Below are 17738 nucleotides of genomic sequence, written 5' to 3'. Positions count from 1 at the left end.
TAATTGGGATGGCAACGTTAATGGCCAAAGAAGATCAGATTGAAATGGAGGGGGAAATCATCGACACCCTCCCTAACACCACATTCCGTGTGCGCCTTGAAAATGGCCACGTGGTCACCGCCCACATCTCTGGAAAGATGCGTAAAAACTACATCCGCATTTTAACTGGAGATAAAGTCCGGGTTGAAGTCACGCCCTACGACCTGACTAAGGGTCGCATCACCTACCGAGAGCGTTAATCGACCAAGCTACAGGTAGGACAAAAGACCATCGGAGAGCCCAGTAAGCACGACTTTAGCGCTCATTGGGCAGGTGCCGGTAAACAAACTGCCCTACGCCCAAATACCCGTAAAACCAATGGGCGTGTCAGTGCTTTGAAGTTACCGCACCTAATTACACGCCTAGGCTTCTACCGGATTCTCTGATTCGCTCTCTACACTGACCTCGAGTTCGCTGCGGTCATCTTTCAGAGTCACCACAGCCGTTCCGCCTTTGTTGAGTGCGCCAAACAACACCATGTCCGCAAGCGGCTTCTTGATGTGCTCCTGAATCACTCGCGCCATAGGCCTCGCCCCCATCGTACGGTCATACCCCTTCTCAACGAGCCACAGGCGAGCCTCCTCGTCGACCCCCAGCTGCACGCGTTTCTCGTCGAGCTGTCCCTGTAGTTCGGTCAAGAATTTGTCGACAACGGTAAGAATGACGTCTTCGCCGAGTGGCTCGAAGGGAACAATCGCGTCAAGGCGGTTTCTAAATTCAGGCGTAAACATACGGTTGATAGCCTCGAGGGCATCCGTAGTGTGATCCTGCTGGGTAAATCCGATAGAGCGTCGGCTCACATTTTCCGCACCAGCGTTAGTGGTCATGACTAAAATAACGTTGCGGAAGTCAGCTTTGCGTCCATTATTGTCGGTCAGCGTGCCGTGGTCCATGACCTGCAGCAGTAGGTTAAACACCTCTGGATGCGCCTTCTCCACCTCGTCAAGCAACACGACTGAATGTGGGTGCTTGGTAACGGCATCGGTGAGCAGGCCGCCCTGATCGAAACCGACATAGCCCGGAGGCGCTCCTATGAGCCTCGATACGGTGTGCCGCTCCATGTACTCGGACATATCAAAGCGAGTGAGCTCTAACCCCAGCTGCAGCGCTAACTGCTTTGTTACCTCAGTTTTACCGACCCCAGTAGGACCCGCTAATAAAAAGGAGCCTATGGGCTTATCGCCAGAGCGCAGTCCTGCTCGAGCCAACTTGATCGAAGCAACAAGCTGGGTCACCGCCTTACCCTGTCCAAACACAACCATTTGTAGGTTAGATTCGAGTTTCTCGAGTAAGTCCCGGTCATCGGAGGTCACAGTCTTCGGTGGAATTCGCGCTATTTTTGCAACCACCGACTCGATGTCTCCGGCACCAATCACCTTCTTGCGTTTACTCGCAGGTAAAAGCTGCTGGTAGGCTCCCGCCTCGTCAATGACATCGATTGCTTTATCAGGTAAAAACCGGTCGGTTATGTAGCGTGCCGCCATTTCAGTGGCAACGCGCAGCGCACGATCGCTGTAGCGCAGGCCGTGATGGTCTTCAAACCGGCTTTTGAGGCCCTTCAAAATTTTGTAAGCGTCATCCACGGAGGGTTCAAGGACATCAATCTTTTGAAAACGCCGACTCAGCGCCTTGTCCTTGTCAAAGATACCGCGGTACTCCGCAAAGGTTGTTGACCCGATACAGCGCATTTTCCCAGAGCTCAACAATGGCTTGAGCAGGTTTGAGGCATCCATCACGCCACCCGACGCAGCTCCCGCACCGATAATCGTATGGATCTCATCGATAAATAAAATGGCGTTATCACGCTCCTTGAGATTGGCCAGGAGTCCTTTAAAACGCTTCTCAAAGTCTCCACGGTACTTAGTGCCGGCCAACAGTGCGCCCAAATCAAGTGAATAGACAACGGCACCTTGCAAGGTCTCCGGAACATTGCCGTCCACTATCATTTTGGCGAGTCCCTCAGCGATCGCAGTTTTCCCAACTCCAGATTCACCGACGAGCAGAGGGTTGTTTTTACGCCGTCTTGCCAAGATCTGTGCGACCCGCTCCACTTCCGCAAGACGTCCAATCAGTGGATCTATTTGCCCCGATTTCGCCTCTTCGTTGAGGTCTGTGGCATAGGTGTCCAACGGGGCTTCCGAAGTCTCGGCTTGCTCCTCTTCGCCCATCTCACCCTCCCCTTGGGGTCCGCCCTCAGACTCCTCGTCTTTGGCAATCCCGTGGGTAATAAAATTCACGACATCGAGCCGGGATACGTTTTGGCTTTTGAGAAAATAAACCGCCTGAGACTCCTGCTCTGAGAAAATAGCTACCAGGATGTTGGCACCTGTGACTTCGCTTTTTCCTGAGCTTTGAACGTGAAACACCGCGCGCTGTAATACTCGCTGAAAGCCAAGTGTTGGCTGGGTGTCTCGGCCATCGTCTTCGTCACCTAGTAGCGGTGTTGTTGAGTCTATGAACTCAACGAGGTCGCCACGCAACGCATCAATGTCGACGCTGCAAGCCGTCATGACGGTTAAAGAAGCTGCGTCCTCGAGTAGTGAAAGTAACAGATGCTCTACTGTGATGAACTCGTGCCGGCGCGAACGAGCCGTTCGAAAAGCATCATTTAGAACCGTTTCAAGCTCTTTGCTCAACATACCCTTTTACCTCGCTTCACTCGTCATCAGTAGGTTCCACTTCACACAGTAACGGATGTCCGCTGTCTCTGGCATAAGTATTCACCTGTGTCGCCTTCGTTTCGGCGATGTCACGGGGGTAGACACCGCAAACGCCTTTGCCCTTGGTATGCACCATTAGCATGATTTGAGTGGCCTGCTCCCGCCCCAAGTTAAAGTAGGACTCGAGGATTTCCACAACAAACTCCATAGGAGTGTAATCATCGTTAAGCAACACCACTTGGAACAAAGATGGGCGCTTAAGTTTGGGTTTAGCGGGCGCTACTGCGAGACCGCCTTCATCGTCTCGATCAGGATTATCCGGCGGGCCCATTAACCAGTGATTCATTTGCGTCATCATTCCTAGAGTATATGTCAGGACAGTTAAAAATTAGCCACATCAACCGTGTGGACAACCTAAAATTTGTCGCCAAAGGCAAGACAAATTCGATTCGAGGCAACAGCCAGCGCCACACCAACCAAGTCAAGTGTGCCCGCTGTTTCAGTCCTATCGTATTTGAAATCTCGAGCACTAATCATCACCCGAGCCACTCCTCTCATAGCCTTTCCCGTCGCTGTGTCTGTGCGCTGCTCTGTCTTGCGCTACGCGCCCATCATAGCCTTTGGGTACTGCTACGTTGAGTGGCCGCTAGGCATGATCTAAGCGCCCTGAGGCCGACAAATATTCCTTGTATTTCTTACGACCTTTGACGCTTTACGGTTTACACGGCAGAAAGCCTAATTTGGGCGGCTGTCGCGGCAGCTGCCACGTCCATTGTTTTCACACACAGCTCTATTCTTGTTCGCCGATGCTCAAACGGAATTGAATCAATAGCCGTAAGACCCGCCCCGCGCCTAGATTTACCTCGGTTAGCTATCGCAGTCACCACACGGGTTTTGCCCGGCACCTCAGGCACTATTCGCCGGGGTATTGCGTAGACTCGGTAATCCGCAAACCACAAAAAATGCTCAAAAAAAAGCCCGCAATAGCGGACTTTTAGATAGTAAAATCAAAGGTTTACATTGACTTTATAATAGCTTTTCCGAAGTCGGAGCATGAGACCAGCGTAGCGCCGTCCATCAACCGTTCGAAATCATAGGTCACAGTTTTGTTTTGAATAGCTCCGTTCATGCCGTCAACGATCAAATCTGCGGCCTCATTCCAACCAAGGTGTCGCATCATCATTTCTGCTGACAAGATTAAGGACCCAGGGTTCACCTTGTCTTGACCAGCATACTTCGGTGCGGTGCCGTGGGTGGCTTCAAACAGTGCCACTGTGTCGGATAGGTTCGCACCAGGAGCAATGCCAATTCCGCCGACCTGAGCCGCTAACGCATCTGAAAGATAGTCGCCATTAAGGTTCAGTGTGGCGACCACGCTATACTCCTTTGGTCGGGTTAAGACTTGCTGAAGCATGGCATCAGCGATGACATCTTTGATAATAATCGGGTCGCCGCTGTTGGGATTTTTGATTTCGACCCAGGGTCCACCGTCCACTAACTGACCGCCAAACTCTTCCTGAGCGAGTTCATAACCCCAATCTCTAAAGGCACCTTCGGTAAATTTCATGATGTTGCCTTTGTGGACCAGCGTCACTGAAGGCAGGTTTTGATCGATGGCGTACTGAATGGCCTTGCGAACTAGGCGTTTGGTGCCAGCAGACGATACGGGCTTAATACCGATACCCACGTCCTCAGGGAAACGAATTTTTGTTGCCCCCATTTCATTGATGATGAAATCGACAACTTTCTGGGCTTCAGCAGTCCCGGCTTGGTATTCAATACCCGCATAAATATCTTCGGAATTCTCACGAAAAATCACCATGTTGCAGTCTTCGGGTCGCCGTACTGGCGATGGCACTCCTTCAAACCAGCGTACAGGACGAAGACAGGTGTACAGGTCAAGCTCTTGGCGTAACGCAACATTAAGGGAGCGGAAACCGCCACCCACTGGTGTTGTTAATGGACCCTTAATCGCCACTGCATAGGTTTTAATCGCTTCCAGGGTCTCTTCAGGGAACCAATCGCCCTCGTACAGCTCGGCGGCCTTTTCTCCCGTGTAAATTTCCATCCACGATATGGCCTTTTGCCCTCCATAGGCCTTTTCCACTGCGGCGTTGACGACATCAATCATGACCGGCGTAATATCGACGCCAATGCCATCACCTTCGATGTAAGGGATGATAGGCTTATCGGGTACCGACAGGCTGTTGTCCTCGTTGACTGTGATGACGTCGCCGGTTTCCGGAACCTTGATGTGCTTGTATGACATATTGCGAGAATCCTATTTTTCAGTTTATTTCAGGTGCTTTGATGGATTCCGTTCCAATGCCATGCGACAAGATGCGTCAGAGCCCCCTCATCAGGGGCAACAAGCATAATGTGGCGTCATTGGAACGCTATTGGATAACGGCGCGAGGCCCTCTCCCCCAGTGTCGAAGTCTACCATTAATCAAGAGGATCTGGGATTGCCCGACATTATCCTGCTAAATAAACCTTTCCGGGTCTTGAGCCAATTCACAGATCGGGATGGCGATCCACCAAGGCAGACACTTGCTAATATTCTATCTGCCCCGGGCTTTCGTGTGGCTGGACGACTTGATTACGATTCCGAGGGATTGGCCCTGCTCACTAACGATGGCAGGCTTCAGCAACAAATTGCCAATCCAAAATTCAAATACTGGAAAACCTACTGGGTGCAAGTAGAGGGCACCCCCACAACCGAGGCCCTAGGGCAATTGGCAGCAGGCCTAAATCTAAAGGATGGACGGACAAAGCCCGCAAGAGTAAAAAGCATTGCACCCCCGAGGCTTTGGGACAGGTCACCCCCTGTCCGCTTTCGAGCGCACATTCCTGACGCCTGGTTAGAGATCTCCATTCAGGAGGGCCGCAATCGGCAAGTCCGAAGAATGACTGCAGCGGTCGGCTTGCCCACCTTGCGGCTAGTGCGCATCAGTATTGGAGACTGGCGGCTCGGTGATTTGGAGCCCGGACAATACTTAACCCAATCTACAGGTCGTAAGCTGTGAACGAGCGATGGCGCCCTAACGTAACCGTTGCCGCCGTTGTGGTGAAGGACGGCGAATATCTAATGGTTGAAGAACAGCCTGCGGACGCGCAAAGCCCTGTGCTGAATCAACCCGCGGGACATTTAGAGCCGGGGGAATCGCTACTGGAAGCGGTGCGCCGTGAGGTGCTCGAAGAGACTCGGTGGGAGGTCGAAGTCACCGGATTTCTTGGCGTGGCGCTGTTGAGAGCCAAGAACGGCACTACCTATTTGCGGCACACTTTTCTTTGTCGTGCGGTGTTTGAGCATAGCGATCGGGACCTTGATAACGGTATCATTGCTGCTCACTGGATGGGCTTTGATAAAATTCAGAGCCTTGTCTCAATCCACAGAAGTCACCTTGTGCTTGAAGTGCTGTATCAACACCGAGACGGTCACTGTGCACCACTTTCACTCATTACAGAACCCTGATGTTATGAACAATACCAGCGCAAACACCGTCATTGTTGGCATGTCCGGCGGGGTAGACTCTTCAGTGGCAGCCTTGTTACTCCGTGATCAGGGGTATCACGTTGAGGGGCTGTTCATGAAAAACTGGGAGGAAGATGACGGCACCGAGTATTGCACGGCAAAAGAAGATCTCGCTGACGCTGAAGCGGTCGCGGCATCGTTGGGGATTAAATTACACAGCGCGAACTTTGCTGCAGAATACTGGGATGGCGTCTTTGAGCATTTTCTAACGGAATACCAAAACGGGCGGACACCTAATCCCGACATCCTCTGTAATCGAGAGATAAAATTTCGTGCCTTCCTCGATTACGCCACGGAGCTGGGAGCCGACTTTATTGCGACCGGACATTACGTGCAACGTGATGACACTAAGGAGCGAACCGCATTGCTCAAGGGGTTAGATAATGACAAAGATCAAAGCTACTTTTTGCATCAAGTAGGACACAGAGAATTGTCGCGCAGCTTGTTTCCTGTTGGAGGACTTGCCAAACCTGAAGTTCGAAAAATTGCCGAGCAGGCGGGGCTCACTACGGCTCGTAAAAAAGATTCAACAGGCATCTGCTTTATCGGTGAAAGGCGTTTTAAAGACTTTCTACAACAGTATTTACCTGCGCAGCCTGGCGTGATCGAGGATGTGGATGGGCTTGTGCTCGGTGAACATCAAGGCTTGATGTACCACACTATTGGACAACGGCAAGGCTTGGGTATTGGTGGTCTGGCCGATCGCAATCATTCACCCTGGTACGTTGTTGGCAAAAACCTCGATCGCAATGTTTTAGTCATTGCTCAAGGAAATGACCACCCCAAATTATTTAAGCGTACTCTGCATGCAGAGAACCTTTTCTGGATTTCCGGTGAAGCGCCTGTTTTCCCGCTGCATTGCTCTGCTAAGGTTCGATATAGGCAACCCGATCAGGACTGCGTCGTTACCAAAGACGACGGCGGTTTCCTCGTGGAGTTTGATCGACCGCAACGCGCCATCACCCCAGGGCAATCGGTCGTTTTCTATGATGGAGACGCGTGTCTCGGTGGCGGTATTATCGAGAACGCGCTATGACTGCAGCCCATCAATTTAGAGAGCAGACCCTTGCACTTGCAGGTGTTGCCCAAGCCGCCAGAATTGTAGACCAGCTATCACGTACAGGAACCTATCCCGTCGAATATTTAGAGGCGTCGTTACATTCGCTTTTTAGCTTTGATGTCGATGAGGTTGAAGGCGTTTTTGGGAATATTCAGGGCGTCAAATTGGGGTTGCAAAATTTGGCGGCCGGACTTGCTCCCGACAATGACGAAACCGTAAGCACCATGATGCGGTACTTTTTGTCGATCCTGCATCTAGAGGCGAAGTTTTCCTCCCGCCCTGACTTGCAGGAGGTTGTTCACAACCGTCTACAACACTCGAGCTATAAGGCCGCGCACTTCAGCTCTCAAGCCAAAGAAATCTGTCACAGTGTTGCAGCCGTCTACTCTGATACCTTAAGCACTCTGTCATTTCGAATAAAGATCTCAGGCAGTGCACAACACCTGCAAAACGAGGGCAATGCAGAAGTGATTCGCGCCCTACTCCTCGCCGGAGTAAGGTCTGCCTTTCTATGGCGTCAATTGGGCGGGCGCCGATGGAAATTAACGTTTCAACGCGGGCGTGTGCGAGCAATGGCGCTGGAGTTGTGCCGAGAGGCGGGTATCCGCTAGAGACCACAAACATTAAGACTGATGAATAGGTAGCGATATAATGGAACTGGATGCACTTACAGCGATTTCGCCCATTGATGGGCGATACGGCAATAAGTTGATGCCTCTGCGTAGCATCTTTAGCGAATATGGGCTTATTGCTAGGCGCGTACACGTTGAAGTGCGTTGGTTACAGTGTTTAGCCGCTAACGAAGCTATCCCCGAGGTGCCACCTCTGAGCGCAACCGCCTCACAATTTCTCGATAACCTTTTGAACAGCTTTGGTCCTGACGAAGCGGCATTGATCAAAGAAATCGAGGCCACAACCAACCATGACGTCAAAGCCGTCGAATACTTTCTCAAGGAGGCTGTAGCAGGCGAACCTGAGTTGGCCGCGATTAGCGAGTTTATTCATTTTGCCTGCACCTCAGAAGACATCAATAACTTGGCCCACGGCCTGATGCTTCGGGATGGCCTGGCGGTTCTGCTCGCCCCTATGCGAGAAATTATTAGTGCACTCTCCGATCTTGCCGAGCAACAGGCTGAACAACCTATGTTGTCGCGCACCCACGGTCAGACCGCTAGCCCGACAACGTTGGGAAAGGAGCTGGCCAATGTTGTTGCACGGCTACAGCGGCAACTTCAGCAATTAGAGGAAGTGACTCCTTTGGGCAAGATCAATGGTGCAGTGGGTAACTACAACGCCCACATAGCCACCTATCCCGACATCGACTGGCCGAGCCTTGCTCAGCACTTTGTTGAAGCACTGGGTTTGCTTTGGAATCCTTACACCACTCAGATCGAGCCTCACGATTACATGGCTGAGATTTTCGACACCATGATGCGTTTCAACACCATCTTGATCGATTTCAACCGAGATATCTGGAGTTACATTGCCCTGGGATATTTTAAACAGCGCACTGTCGCTGGTGAAGTCGGGTCATCCACCATGCCCCATAAGGTAAACCCAATCGATTTTGAAAATTCTGAGGGCAATTTAGGGCTCGCTAATGCCTTGCTTTCTCATCTATCTCAAAAGCTCCCTATTAGTCGCTGGCAACGAGACCTTACAGACAGCACGGTGCTACGTAATATGGGCGTCGGGTGCGCTTATGAGCTCCTAGCCTATCAAAGCTGTTTAAAGGGTATTGGCAAGCTTCAAGTGAATACCGCACGAATTGAAGAAGACCTGAATGACAGCTGGGAGGTTCTCGCTGAGCCGATTCAAACGGTCATGCGCCGCTACGGTATTGCAGAGCCCTATGAAAAACTAAAGGCCCTTACCCGGGGACAAGCGATAACCCCTGCCGTCTTGGCAACTTTTATCGACTCCCTCGATTTGCCCTCTGAGGCTAAGGCATCTTTGCGGGCCATGACACCTGCTAGCTACACGGGTAACGCAGCGTGGCAGGCGCAAAATATTCGAAATTCTTGACGGAGTGAATTGAGCGTGTCTGAGCCACTACTGACCTTTCAATTCGATGAAAAAGCGTTTCTAGAATACTACTGGCAACGCAGGCCTTTACTCATGAAAGCGGCACTTCCCAGCTGGCAGTCGCCGCTCACTCCAGAGGAGCTGGCTGGCTTAGCTTTAGAAGACGACGCCGATAGCCGCATGATCGGCAAATCAAAATCTGGCTGGGCGTTAAAGCGAGGCCCGTTGAACACCACTGATTTTCAACGCTCCGATGATTGGACGCTACTCGTCAATGGTGTGGATCAGTGGGTGCCCGAGGTTGCGGCACTGAAAGAATGTTTGCGTTTCTTACCCCAGTGGCGTTTTGACGATGTCATGGTCAGTTACGCTGTTTCCAATGGCGGCGTTGGACCGCATTTTGATCGGTACGATGTTTTTTTAGTTCAGGGTACTGGACGCAGGAAATGGCGGCTTGGGGATTGGTGTGATGAAACCACCCCTCGAATTAATCATGAAGACCTCAATTTGTTGCAGAACTTTGATACGTCTCAAGAGTATGTTCTTGAGGCCGGGGATGTGCTCTATGTTCCTCCAGGTCTGGCGCATTGGGGAATCGCTGAAACACCCTGCATGACCTATTCTCTCGGGTTTCGGGCTCCAGCCATTGCGACACTGCTTGCCCGTTGGACCGACAAAGCCCTAGAACGAATAGACCCCGACCTGCTGTTAGAGGATCGCGCGTCAGTGGTCGAGACACCTGCGCCTGGAGAAATCACTCACGCACACTGGAACAACGCTAGGGAAGCGATAGAAAACACCCTGAGCGCCTTAGATGACGGCTCATGGCTGGGTGAGATTGTCACCGAGCACGGCGAATGCGCACCTCCCCCGCGCGAGGACGCAAAAGCACTGTGCCTACACACAGGCGCACGGGTTGCCTGGCATGCTATCGAGGGGCAGTGTTGCGTTTATGCGAATGGAGAGATGCTGTCTGTCCCTAGCTCTGCACAGCCCATTCTTGAGCGAATTTGTAGTGGAGACCGAATAACCCCAGCTGAAATCCAGTCAGTAGACTCAGAATTTTTGAGTTTTTTAGCCATGAGTGGCGTGCTTGTGGAAGCAAGTTGAAGGTTTAAAAATTCGCGAGGCTAATGTGGCAAACCCAATACACCAGAAAGGTTCTGCACGGAGCGCGCAAGATAAGGCCATCGCGCAGGAGTTGCCGAACGTGTTAGCTGAAAGCTCTGAGAACCTATCAAGCATAATGACGTCAGCATGCCGATCAATCGATATCGCTAGCCCTGCTCTCGAGCCCGCGCTGTTCGACAAGGACGAGGTCGTTTCGGCCGTAGTGGAGCTGGCTCGCAAAGGCAGGAATCCGCGGATTAGACTGCTTATTGCCAACGACAATCCCAGTAAGCTTGAGCGACATCGGCTTGTAGCATTGACGCGGCGCCTAACCTCTGCGGTTTCACTGCGTGTTTTATCGAGCCATCCTGAGTGGCACCATCAAACCATCGTGATCGGAGATCAACGACAGGTGTTGCTTCTACTGCAAGGACAGCGAGAGCAAAAAGTACTCGATCATCCCCATAGCGTTACTCGCTGGGTTGATGTGTTTGATCGTCTTTGGCATGCGAGCGAACAGAGTTCAGAGTTGAAAAACCATTACTAGGGTTTACGCGGGGGCGCACACAGCCCATTAGAAATCCTTGGCAAGCCGAAGCCCTTAAAGCGCTTCTCTTTAGACGATGATTCCGACTAAATTGCCCTGAAAGACCGGTTCATAAACCTTCAAACGATCGCACCCACCGCCCAAATGAGCGCCGGTTCCAAGATCGAATGCCATGTTGTGCCAGGGGCAAGTGATAACCCCTTCCTTGACAGACCCTTTTTCCAGCGGGAATTCGCGGTGGGGACAGCGGCTTTGCACCACAAAAACTTCACCGCGTTCTTGAACCATGAGCACCTCAAGGTGATCAACTCTCAGTGTCTTGCGGTATCCGTCGTGCAGATTGATGAGCCGGTCTAAACGTAAAAATGCCATGGGCGAAGGGTACGCCGGATGTTCGTTCTAGGGTAGAGGCAATCGGGTTTAAAAAACGCAATGATCAATGCTCGAACCCGCCCGGATCTCGGGCAGCGCAGCCGCATCAACAAGCGCCGCAAGGATACAGTGCCAGCGAGGGAATTCTTATCGGACCGAGTCGATTTTCCTAGGGGAAGACTGAACCTAAGCGCCGCTTAAAATTCGCGACCTGAGTGCTGTTGCTGAAATTACCGAGGATAAAACGAGTCCTGATCCGCTCTGTGCTTTACCATGATCAAGAAAACCAAAGCAGCACCGACCATAGTGGTGTTCCATCTTAGTGAGCAAACCTCTAGTGAGGTGCGACGGGCAAACTGCATGAAAGAGTCAATAAAACTAAAACTCCCCACTCTGCTCAACGACTCTCCTATCGTCATTCAATGCCACGATACGCCAGATGCCGATGCGATAGCTTCTGGTTTTGCGCTGTACGACTATTTTTTATCAAAGGGGAAGTCAGTCACCTTGGTTTATAGCGGTCCCAATACGATTGATAAGCCGAATTTGCTCTTAATGATAAATGCACTAGATATTCCCCTCCAACAGGTTGCTCACGAGCATAACGAGGGGTTGCTGATTACAGTGGACTGTCAGTTTGGTGCTGGCAATGTCAGTCCCCTGCGGGGCACACCGGACAACGTGGTCATCATTGACCATCACCGCCAAGAGATATTTGATATCCCTCGCTCTGAAATCCACCCGAAGCTGGGATGTTGCGCGACCCTGGTGTGGACGCTTCTAAGCGAGGATAAAAGTTATGCGATTCCCGCAAATGTCGAGACCGCCTTGTATTATGGCTTGCTCACAGACACCAACAACCTGTCTGAAATTGGGCATCCTTCTGATAAGGACATGCTTGATTCACTAGCGCCAGATCTCTCACTCATTAATCGAATGAAGAGCGCTAACATTACGTTAGCGGATATGGAGACCGCAGGGCTCGCGCTGTTACGCACAAGCCACAATGCCGCATTTAACTATTCAGTGACCGCCGTCAAACCTTGTGACCCGAACATTCTGGGTTTTATTAGTGACCTGGCGATTCAAGTTGACGCCGTATCAAGTTGCGTCGTCTTTAATACGATTAACCAAGGCATTAAATTCTCGGTACGCAGCTGTATTCAGGATGTCATGGCCAATGAAATGGCGGCCTTTATCGCTGCTGATGTTGGGTCAGGTGGGGGCCATGTCAGTAAGGCTGGAGGATTTATAGCGGAATCAGCCCTGCGCCTTAAAGAGCCCACCCTTAGTGCTGAGGCCTTTTTGCTTAAGCGCGTGCACCAGTATTTTACGGGTTTCGATATTATCAACAGCCGCAGCCACAATCTGGATACTGAGGCTATGTCCAGATATCAGAAGAGACCTGTCACGCTAGGTTATGTGCCAACGCTAGCCCTTGCAGAATTGGGTAGTGAGATTCGAGTGCGCACTCTCGAGGGCGATGTGAATATCCTCGCCTCAGACGACGTGTACATCATGATCGGAATTCAGGGTGAGGTTTACCCTATTGAACGGGCTGTATTCGACGCTAGCTATGACACCACAGACGCCCCTATAACCCTTATCGCAGAATACATACCTCGGGTTTATTTAAACGCGTCGGAGCAAAATTTTGAGATTCTTGAGCGGGCCATGGGCTGCATTGCCAACTCACGTGTCTGTGTTCTGGCAACGCCTACAGAGAAGCCCACAAAAGTGTTCACCAAATGGCACGACGCCGGTTACTTCGCAGGCCAACCCGGTGACTATTTAGTTATGAAGGAGAGCGACCCCAACGATGTCTACCTTGTCAAAGGCGACATTTTTGACCGACTTTACGAAGCCTGCTGATCAGTACGGGACGCCAGCACATCGGGCCTTTCGTTCATTCGTCCAACTGCCGGGTAAGATATTGACCAACGGCGGCAGTCGGAAACGGTCCAAAATGCCCAGGATGCCAATGCCGAATTCCCTCCAGCGCCATAATCTCGGCAATTCTGCGTTGATTTTCTTCCAGGTCACACATAAAAAAGTGCGTGGCCGGCACCTCAGGTCGTAAAACACCCCCCCGTATTAAATCACCCACAAAGGCATGGGAACCGATGGTGATAACCATTGACCCGGGCGTATGGCCTGAGTGCGGTATGACTGTTCCAGTCATACCAAATTCGGCAAGATCAACGGTGCCCCCGGTTGCACTAATCTCTCGATCCAATTGAAAGGCCGGATACTGCTTGCCCTTGAGCGTCATGTGCAGCAGCTTGGCAGTTATTGAGGTGGGGCATAGGTCAACATCCCCCGCAGCTTCGATCATGGGTGTATCACCGCCTCCACCAATGATTTGAATTCCATAGCGCTCTTGGAAAAAAGCTGCTGTGCCTGCATGGTCAATGTGTCCGTGGGTCAAGATCGCAAAGTCAATGGTTGCGGGATCGATACCCGATTCCCGCATGAGGGCCTCATAGCGCATTTCATCCCCGGGATTCCCCGCGTCGATCATGAGGCGGTGACCATTCTCTTCCACGACGTAGACGTTTGCGGAGGCCACGTCGAACCGTACAATTCGGCGGTCTTTCGAGTCCTCGACGACTACGGCTTTGTCCTCTGAACACCCGAGGCAGAGTCCGGCGAGCATCACAAGAGGTAAAAGTTTTAAACCGTTAAGCAGTCTCAATTTTTGACATCCTTATGCAAGCAGTTTGACCTGCGGCTAAACAGAGCAGGCTGATAGGCGGCATTCCCATGATTACTCCGGGGGCCAATCCCCCACGGGGTAATTTTGCGGCTGCCGTTCGCACAGCGCGCTGAACGCTCATGAGAGCTGACTGATGCGCATGACCTCCATGGCCGCAGCCAGGGGTGTAATCACAGAATTCTGCACCTGTTGCTCAAGGTCCGGCAGCGCTGCCCGTACACCAGAATGACGGCTTAACCCCATTCTTAGCAGTTCATCGACCAGTTGCTGCATCCATGCCAAGTTTTGATGTGAGCGTTTTTTCTCGATGCCTTGATACGGCTCAGCCTGCGTACGAAACTCGTTAATGAGCGTCCAAATGTCATCTACACCTTCATTGTTGAGGGCGGAGCAGCTCAAAACTTTTGGTTGCCAGCTGGTGGGGTGTTTGAGTAATGACATGGCGCTCGCATAATGCTGGCGCGTCATCCGAGCAGTCGCAGCACTATCGCCGTCGGCTTTGTTAATGACGATCGTATCTGCGAGTTCGAGGATGCCTTTTTTGATGCCCTGTAATTCATCACCACCACCCGGAAGCATCAACAATAGAAAAAAATCGACCATACCAGCTACTTGGTGCTCCGACTGGCCGACACCAACGGTCTCCACAATGATGACGTCATAACCAGCGGCCTCGCAAAGCAACATCGACTCTCGTGTTTTTAGTGCTACTCCCCCTAAAGCGCTGCCGGCAGGCGAGGGCCTGATGTAGGCATTGTCCTCGCGGGACAAGGCTTCCATCCGAGTTTTATCCCCCAGTATTGATCCGCCGGCGAGAGGTGAACTTGGGTCTACGGCTAACACCGCAACACGATGTCCCTGACGCACCAGGTGAAGGCCAAAGGCTTCGATGAAGGTAGATTTACCCACCCCCGGTACTCCGGTGATACCGATTCGAATGCTATTGCCAGTTTGAGGTAGCAGTGAATTCAGTAAGCGCTGGCTCGATTCGCGATCGTCCTCGCGCTGACTTTCAACCAGCGTTATGGCCTTTGCTAGAGCTCGGCGCTGTCCCGCAAGGATCCCAGCGACATCAATGCCTCTTGGCTTTGATGTCATCTGGGTTTTTGCGCGTTAACAGCGTCCAAAACAGCTCTGGCGGCCTCTGGTATTGGCGTACCAGGGCCAAAAATGAGCTCAACCCCCTGTTCCCTGAGAAAAGCGTAATCTTGCTGGGGTATGACACCGCCCGCAATGACAACAATGTCTTCCGCTCCTTGTGCGCGCAAGGCTTCGATCAGCTGAGGCACCAGTGTTTTATGACCTGCAGCAAGACTTGATGCCCCCACTGCATGCACATCATTTTCTATGGCTTGTCGAGCAACTTCTTCCGGAGTTGCAAACATAGGAGACAAATCGACATCAAAACCGACATCCGCAAACGCCGTGGCTATGACTTTAGCGCCGCGATCATGGCCGTCTTGTCCCATTTTTGCGACTAACATTCTAGGTCGGCGTCCGTGCTGCTCAATGAAGCTGTCGATGTCTGAGATAATGGCTCTCCAGTCGCTGTCATCAGCGTACGCTGCCCCATAAACACCTGAAACTGTTTGCGCTTGCGCCACGAAACGCCCGTATACCGTTTCTAGTGCATCTGAAATTTCACCCACCGTGGCACGCCGGCGTGTTGCCTCGATTGTAAGCTCTAGCAGGTTACCTTCCCCCGACTTGGCCGCCTCGGTCAAGGCCTCGAGGGATGCCATTACCGCCGCGTCATCTCGAGACGCTTTTATCGCGGCAAGACGACTCAGCTGAGCATCACGTACCTGCCCATCATCAATTTCTAGGACATCAATTTCGTCCTTGGCGTCATTTTGATACTTGTTCACGCCAACAATGACGTCCTCACCACGATCAATCCGGGCCTGCTTGCTTGCCGCGGCCTCTTCAATGCGCAGCTTGGGCACGCCGCTTTCTATGGCTTTCGCCATGCCGCCTAAGTCGTCGATTTCTGCGATCAGCTCTCGACCCTTGTCCGCCATCTCTGCAGTGAGCGCTTCCATCATGTAGGAGCCTCCCCAGGGGTCGACAACCTGCCCTATTCCGGTCTCCTCCTGCAGTATAAGCTGCGTGTTGCGCGCAATGCGGGCTGCGAACTCAGAGGGCAGCGCAATAGCCTCGTCGAGCGCGTTGGTGTGCAGTGACTGGGTGCCGCCAAAAACCGCCGCCATGGCCTCAACGGTCGTTCTAACAATGTTGTTATAAGGGTCTTGCTCAGTCAGCGACCAGCCCGACGTCTGGCTGTGGGTTCGCAACATTGAGCTCTTGGGATTTTGGGGTTCAAACTCCGCGACAATCTCGGCCCACAACAGACGAGCAGCCCGCATCTTGGCGATCTCCATATAGAAGTCCATGCCTACGCCCCAGAAAAACGACAAGCGCGGAGCAAAGTCGTCAATGTTGAGCCCGGCAGCTAGCGCGGTTCGAATATATTCTTTGCCATCTGCCAAGGTGTAGGCCATCTCAAGTGCTGCATTCGCCCCTGCTTCCTGCATGTGGTAGCCGGAAATGGAAATGGTGTTGAATCGGGGCATGCTGCTTGAACAGTGAGCAATGATGTCGCCAATGATTCGCATGCTTGGCGCGGGTGGATAGATGTAGGTATTTCGAACCATAAACTCTTTGAGTATGTCATTTTGGATAGTTCCCGAGAGCTGGTCTTGAGGAACTCCCTGCTCTTCGGCAGCCACTATGTACCCTGCCAGTACGGGCAACACAGCGCCGTTCATGGTCATAGATACCGAGACTTGATCCAAAGGTATGCCATCAAAAAGGATCTTCATATCCTCGACAGAATCGACGACCACGCCCGCCTTACCCACATCCCCCGTTACACGAGGATGGTCAGAGTCATAGCCACGGTGAGTTGCCAAATCAAAAGCGACTGACACACCTTGGCCCCCACCCGCTAGGGCGCGACGGTAAAACGCATTGGATTCCTCTGCCGTAGAAAACCCCGCGTATTGCCTGATCGTCCATCGTCGCCCTGCATACATGGTTGCCATCGGACCACGAATATAAGGGGAGATGCCCGGCAAGGTGTCGGTAAGCGGCAGGTCTTTTAGGTCTGCTGCGGTATACAGGGTTTTTAGTGGAATTCCCTCGGGGGTTTGCCAGGTAAAGTCGTCTGGACCCAGCCCCTTGCTCTGTTTCGCAACAAGCTGCGACCAAGTCTCGAGATTCGCCTTTTCGGGATCGTAAATTTTACTCATGCTTCGTCCCCTGCTGGATCACTACCAGGCTGGCTGAGTTCAATAAGAACACCGTCACAGCTCTTTGGGTGAATAAAGATAACCCTTGCACCGTGTGCTCCCGGAGATGGTTCATCGCTAAGAAACTGGTACCCCTTGTCTTTGAGGCGCGCTACGTCGGCGTCAATATCATCGGATCTAAAGCAAAGGTGGTGTATACCGCCACCGCGTTTTTCTAGGTACTTAGCTATCGGCCCCGCGCCATCTAATGGGTGTACCAGCTCAATATGAGTAGGCGGTAAGCTAAAAAACGCCGTCTTAGTTTGTGCCGCTAAAACGTCATCAGTACCGTCAAAGCTGAGGCCGAAATCCCCCATAAAGCGCTCGATCGCGGCATTGAGGTCGGGAACAGCAATTGCGATATGGTCAAGACTGGTAATCAAA

Annotated in this window: 17 protein-coding genes; 9 read left to right on the top strand and 8 right to left on the bottom strand. The window is 52.0% G+C overall.

The features are described 5' to 3' along the window. Positions 1–20 precede the first annotated feature (20 nt). Positions 21–239, top strand: coding sequence for a translation initiation factor IF-1 (gene infA, locus ACMAZB_RS07810; RefSeq protein WP_007233846.1), 219 nt, complete (start codon positions 21–23; stop codon positions 237–239). A gap of 162 nt (positions 240–401) precedes the next feature. Here infA and clpA read toward each other — a convergent pair whose 3' ends face one another. The 3 genes from clpA to icd all read right to left on the bottom strand — a co-directional run bounded on the left by clpA (position 402) and on the right by icd (position 4968). Next, positions 402–2678, bottom strand: coding sequence for an ATP-dependent Clp protease ATP-binding subunit ClpA (gene clpA / locus ACMAZB_RS07805; protein WP_435220052.1), 2277 nt, complete (start codon positions 2676–2678; stop codon positions 402–404). Between the two features lie 16 nt (positions 2679–2694). Beyond that, positions 2695–3045 (bottom strand): ATP-dependent Clp protease adapter ClpS, encoded by a 351-nt coding sequence (clpS, locus tag ACMAZB_RS07800; protein WP_435215897.1) that lies wholly within the window; start codon positions 3043–3045, stop codon positions 2695–2697. Positions 3046–3714: 669 nt separating this feature from the next. Continuing rightward, positions 3715–4968 (bottom strand): NADP-dependent isocitrate dehydrogenase, encoded by a 1254-nt coding sequence (icd, locus tag ACMAZB_RS07795; RefSeq protein WP_435215895.1) that lies wholly within the window; start codon positions 4966–4968, stop codon positions 3715–3717. Positions 4969–5164: 196 nt separating this feature from the next. Between icd and ACMAZB_RS07790 the strand changes: the two genes are divergently transcribed. The 7 genes from ACMAZB_RS07790 (at position 5165) to ACMAZB_RS07760 (ending at position 10976) form a co-directional block, all read left to right on the top strand. After that, positions 5165–5725: a pseudouridine synthase gene (locus tag ACMAZB_RS07790; protein ID WP_435220066.1), complete on the top strand. Its 561-nt coding sequence runs from the start codon at positions 5165–5167 to the stop codon at positions 5723–5725. Next, positions 5722–6174, top strand: a complete 453-nt coding sequence (locus tag ACMAZB_RS07785; protein ID WP_435220051.1) for an NUDIX domain-containing protein — start codon at positions 5722–5724, stop codon at positions 6172–6174. The genes ACMAZB_RS07790 and ACMAZB_RS07785 overlap by 4 nt, the downstream gene beginning before the upstream one ends. A 4-nt stretch (positions 6175–6178) precedes the next feature. Then, positions 6179–7270, top strand: coding sequence for a tRNA 2-thiouridine(34) synthase MnmA (gene mnmA, locus ACMAZB_RS07780; RefSeq protein ID WP_435220050.1), 1092 nt, complete (start codon positions 6179–6181; stop codon positions 7268–7270). Beyond that, positions 7267–7905, top strand: a complete 639-nt coding sequence (gene hflD / locus ACMAZB_RS07775) for a high frequency lysogenization protein HflD (RefSeq protein WP_435215889.1) — start codon at positions 7267–7269, stop codon at positions 7903–7905. The genes mnmA and hflD overlap by 4 nt, the downstream gene beginning before the upstream one ends. Positions 7906–7945: 40 nt before the next feature. Beyond that, on the top strand, positions 7946–9319 hold the full coding sequence (gene purB, locus ACMAZB_RS07770) for an adenylosuccinate lyase (protein WP_435220049.1): 1374 nt from the start codon (positions 7946–7948) through the stop codon (positions 9317–9319). Positions 9320–9334: 15 nt separating this feature from the next. After that, positions 9335–10429 (top strand): cupin domain-containing protein, encoded by a 1095-nt coding sequence (locus ACMAZB_RS07765; protein ID WP_435220048.1) that lies wholly within the window; start codon positions 9335–9337, stop codon positions 10427–10429. 100 nt (positions 10430–10529) lie between these two features. Continuing rightward, positions 10530–10976 (top strand): hypothetical protein, encoded by a 447-nt coding sequence (locus tag ACMAZB_RS07760; protein WP_435220047.1) that lies wholly within the window; start codon positions 10530–10532, stop codon positions 10974–10976. Positions 10977–11045: 69 nt separating this feature from the next. Here the strand turns inward: ACMAZB_RS07760 and ACMAZB_RS07755 are convergent, their stop codons facing one another. Beyond that, a complete protein-coding gene (locus ACMAZB_RS07755; protein WP_435215881.1) occupies positions 11046–11348 on the bottom strand; it encodes a Rieske (2Fe-2S) protein in 303 nt (100 codons plus the stop codon). A gap of 360 nt (positions 11349–11708) precedes the next feature. On the opposite strand from ACMAZB_RS07755, the gene ACMAZB_RS07750 reads away from it, so the two are divergent. After that, the gene (locus ACMAZB_RS07750; RefSeq protein WP_435220046.1) at positions 11709–13220 is read left to right on the top strand and encodes a DHH family phosphoesterase; all 1512 of its coding nucleotides are present in this window, start codon (positions 11709–11711) and stop codon (positions 13218–13220) included. 34 nt (positions 13221–13254) lie between these two features. Here the strand turns inward: ACMAZB_RS07750 and ACMAZB_RS07745 are convergent, their stop codons facing one another. The 4 genes from ACMAZB_RS07745 to mce form a co-directional block, all read right to left on the bottom strand. After that, positions 13255–14043: an MBL fold metallo-hydrolase gene (locus tag ACMAZB_RS07745; protein ID WP_435220045.1), complete on the bottom strand. Its 789-nt coding sequence runs from the start codon at positions 14041–14043 to the stop codon at positions 13255–13257. Between the two features lie 138 nt (positions 14044–14181). After that, positions 14182–15162, bottom strand: coding sequence for a methylmalonyl Co-A mutase-associated GTPase MeaB (meaB, locus tag ACMAZB_RS07740; RefSeq protein WP_435215875.1), 981 nt, complete (start codon positions 15160–15162; stop codon positions 14182–14184). Continuing rightward, positions 15159–17315, bottom strand: a complete 2157-nt coding sequence (gene scpA, locus ACMAZB_RS07735) for a methylmalonyl-CoA mutase (RefSeq protein ID WP_435220044.1) — start codon at positions 17313–17315, stop codon at positions 15159–15161. Before scpA ends, meaB begins: the two co-directional genes overlap by 4 nt. After that, the gene (gene mce, locus ACMAZB_RS07730; protein WP_435215871.1) at positions 17312–17737 is read right to left on the bottom strand and encodes a methylmalonyl-CoA epimerase; all 426 of its coding nucleotides are present in this window, start codon (positions 17735–17737) and stop codon (positions 17312–17314) included. Before mce ends, scpA begins: the two co-directional genes overlap by 4 nt. Position 17738: the final 1 nt, after the last annotated feature.

Origin of the sequence: Luminiphilus sp. nBUS_07, from assembly GCF_051201685.1 — a bacterium.
Taxonomy (GTDB): domain Bacteria; phylum Pseudomonadota; class Gammaproteobacteria; order Pseudomonadales; family Halieaceae; genus Luminiphilus.
This window is presented reverse-complemented; position numbering and strand designations above follow the sequence as displayed.

What these genes read in the sequence shown, in the direction of transcription:
- ACMAZB_RS07750 (WP_435220046.1), top strand. Translation starts at nt 11,709, where the DNA reads ATGAAAGAGTCAATAAAACTAAAACTCCCCACTCTGCTCAACGACTCT.
- purB (WP_435220049.1), top strand. Translation starts at nt 7,946, where the DNA reads ATGGAACTGGATGCACTTACAGCGATTTCGCCCATTGATGGGCGATAC.
- hflD (WP_435215889.1), top strand. Translation starts at nt 7,267, where the DNA reads ATGACTGCAGCCCATCAATTTAGAGAGCAGACCCTTGCACTTGCAGGT.
- mnmA (WP_435220050.1), top strand. Translation starts at nt 6,179, where the DNA reads ATGAACAATACCAGCGCAAACACCGTCATTGTTGGCATGTCCGGCGGG.
- icd (WP_435215895.1), bottom strand. Translation starts at nt 4,968, where the DNA reads ATGTCATACAAGCACATCAAGGTTCCGGAAACCGGCGACGTCATCACA.
- meaB (WP_435215875.1), bottom strand. Translation starts at nt 15,162, where the DNA reads ATGACATCAAAGCCAAGAGGCATTGATGTCGCTGGGATCCTTGCGGGA.
- ACMAZB_RS07755 (WP_435215881.1), bottom strand. Translation starts at nt 11,348, where the DNA reads ATGGCATTTTTACGTTTAGACCGGCTCATCAATCTGCACGACGGATAC.
- clpS (WP_435215897.1), bottom strand. Translation starts at nt 3,045, where the DNA reads ATGAATCACTGGTTAATGGGCCCGCCGGATAATCCTGATCGAGACGAT.
- clpA (WP_435220052.1), bottom strand. Translation starts at nt 2,678, where the DNA reads ATGTTGAGCAAAGAGCTTGAAACGGTTCTAAATGATGCTTTTCGAACG.
- infA (WP_007233846.1), top strand. Translation starts at nt 21, where the DNA reads ATGGCCAAAGAAGATCAGATTGAAATGGAGGGGGAAATCATCGACACC.
- scpA (WP_435220044.1), bottom strand. Translation starts at nt 17,315, where the DNA reads ATGAGTAAAATTTACGATCCCGAAAAGGCGAATCTCGAGACTTGGTCG.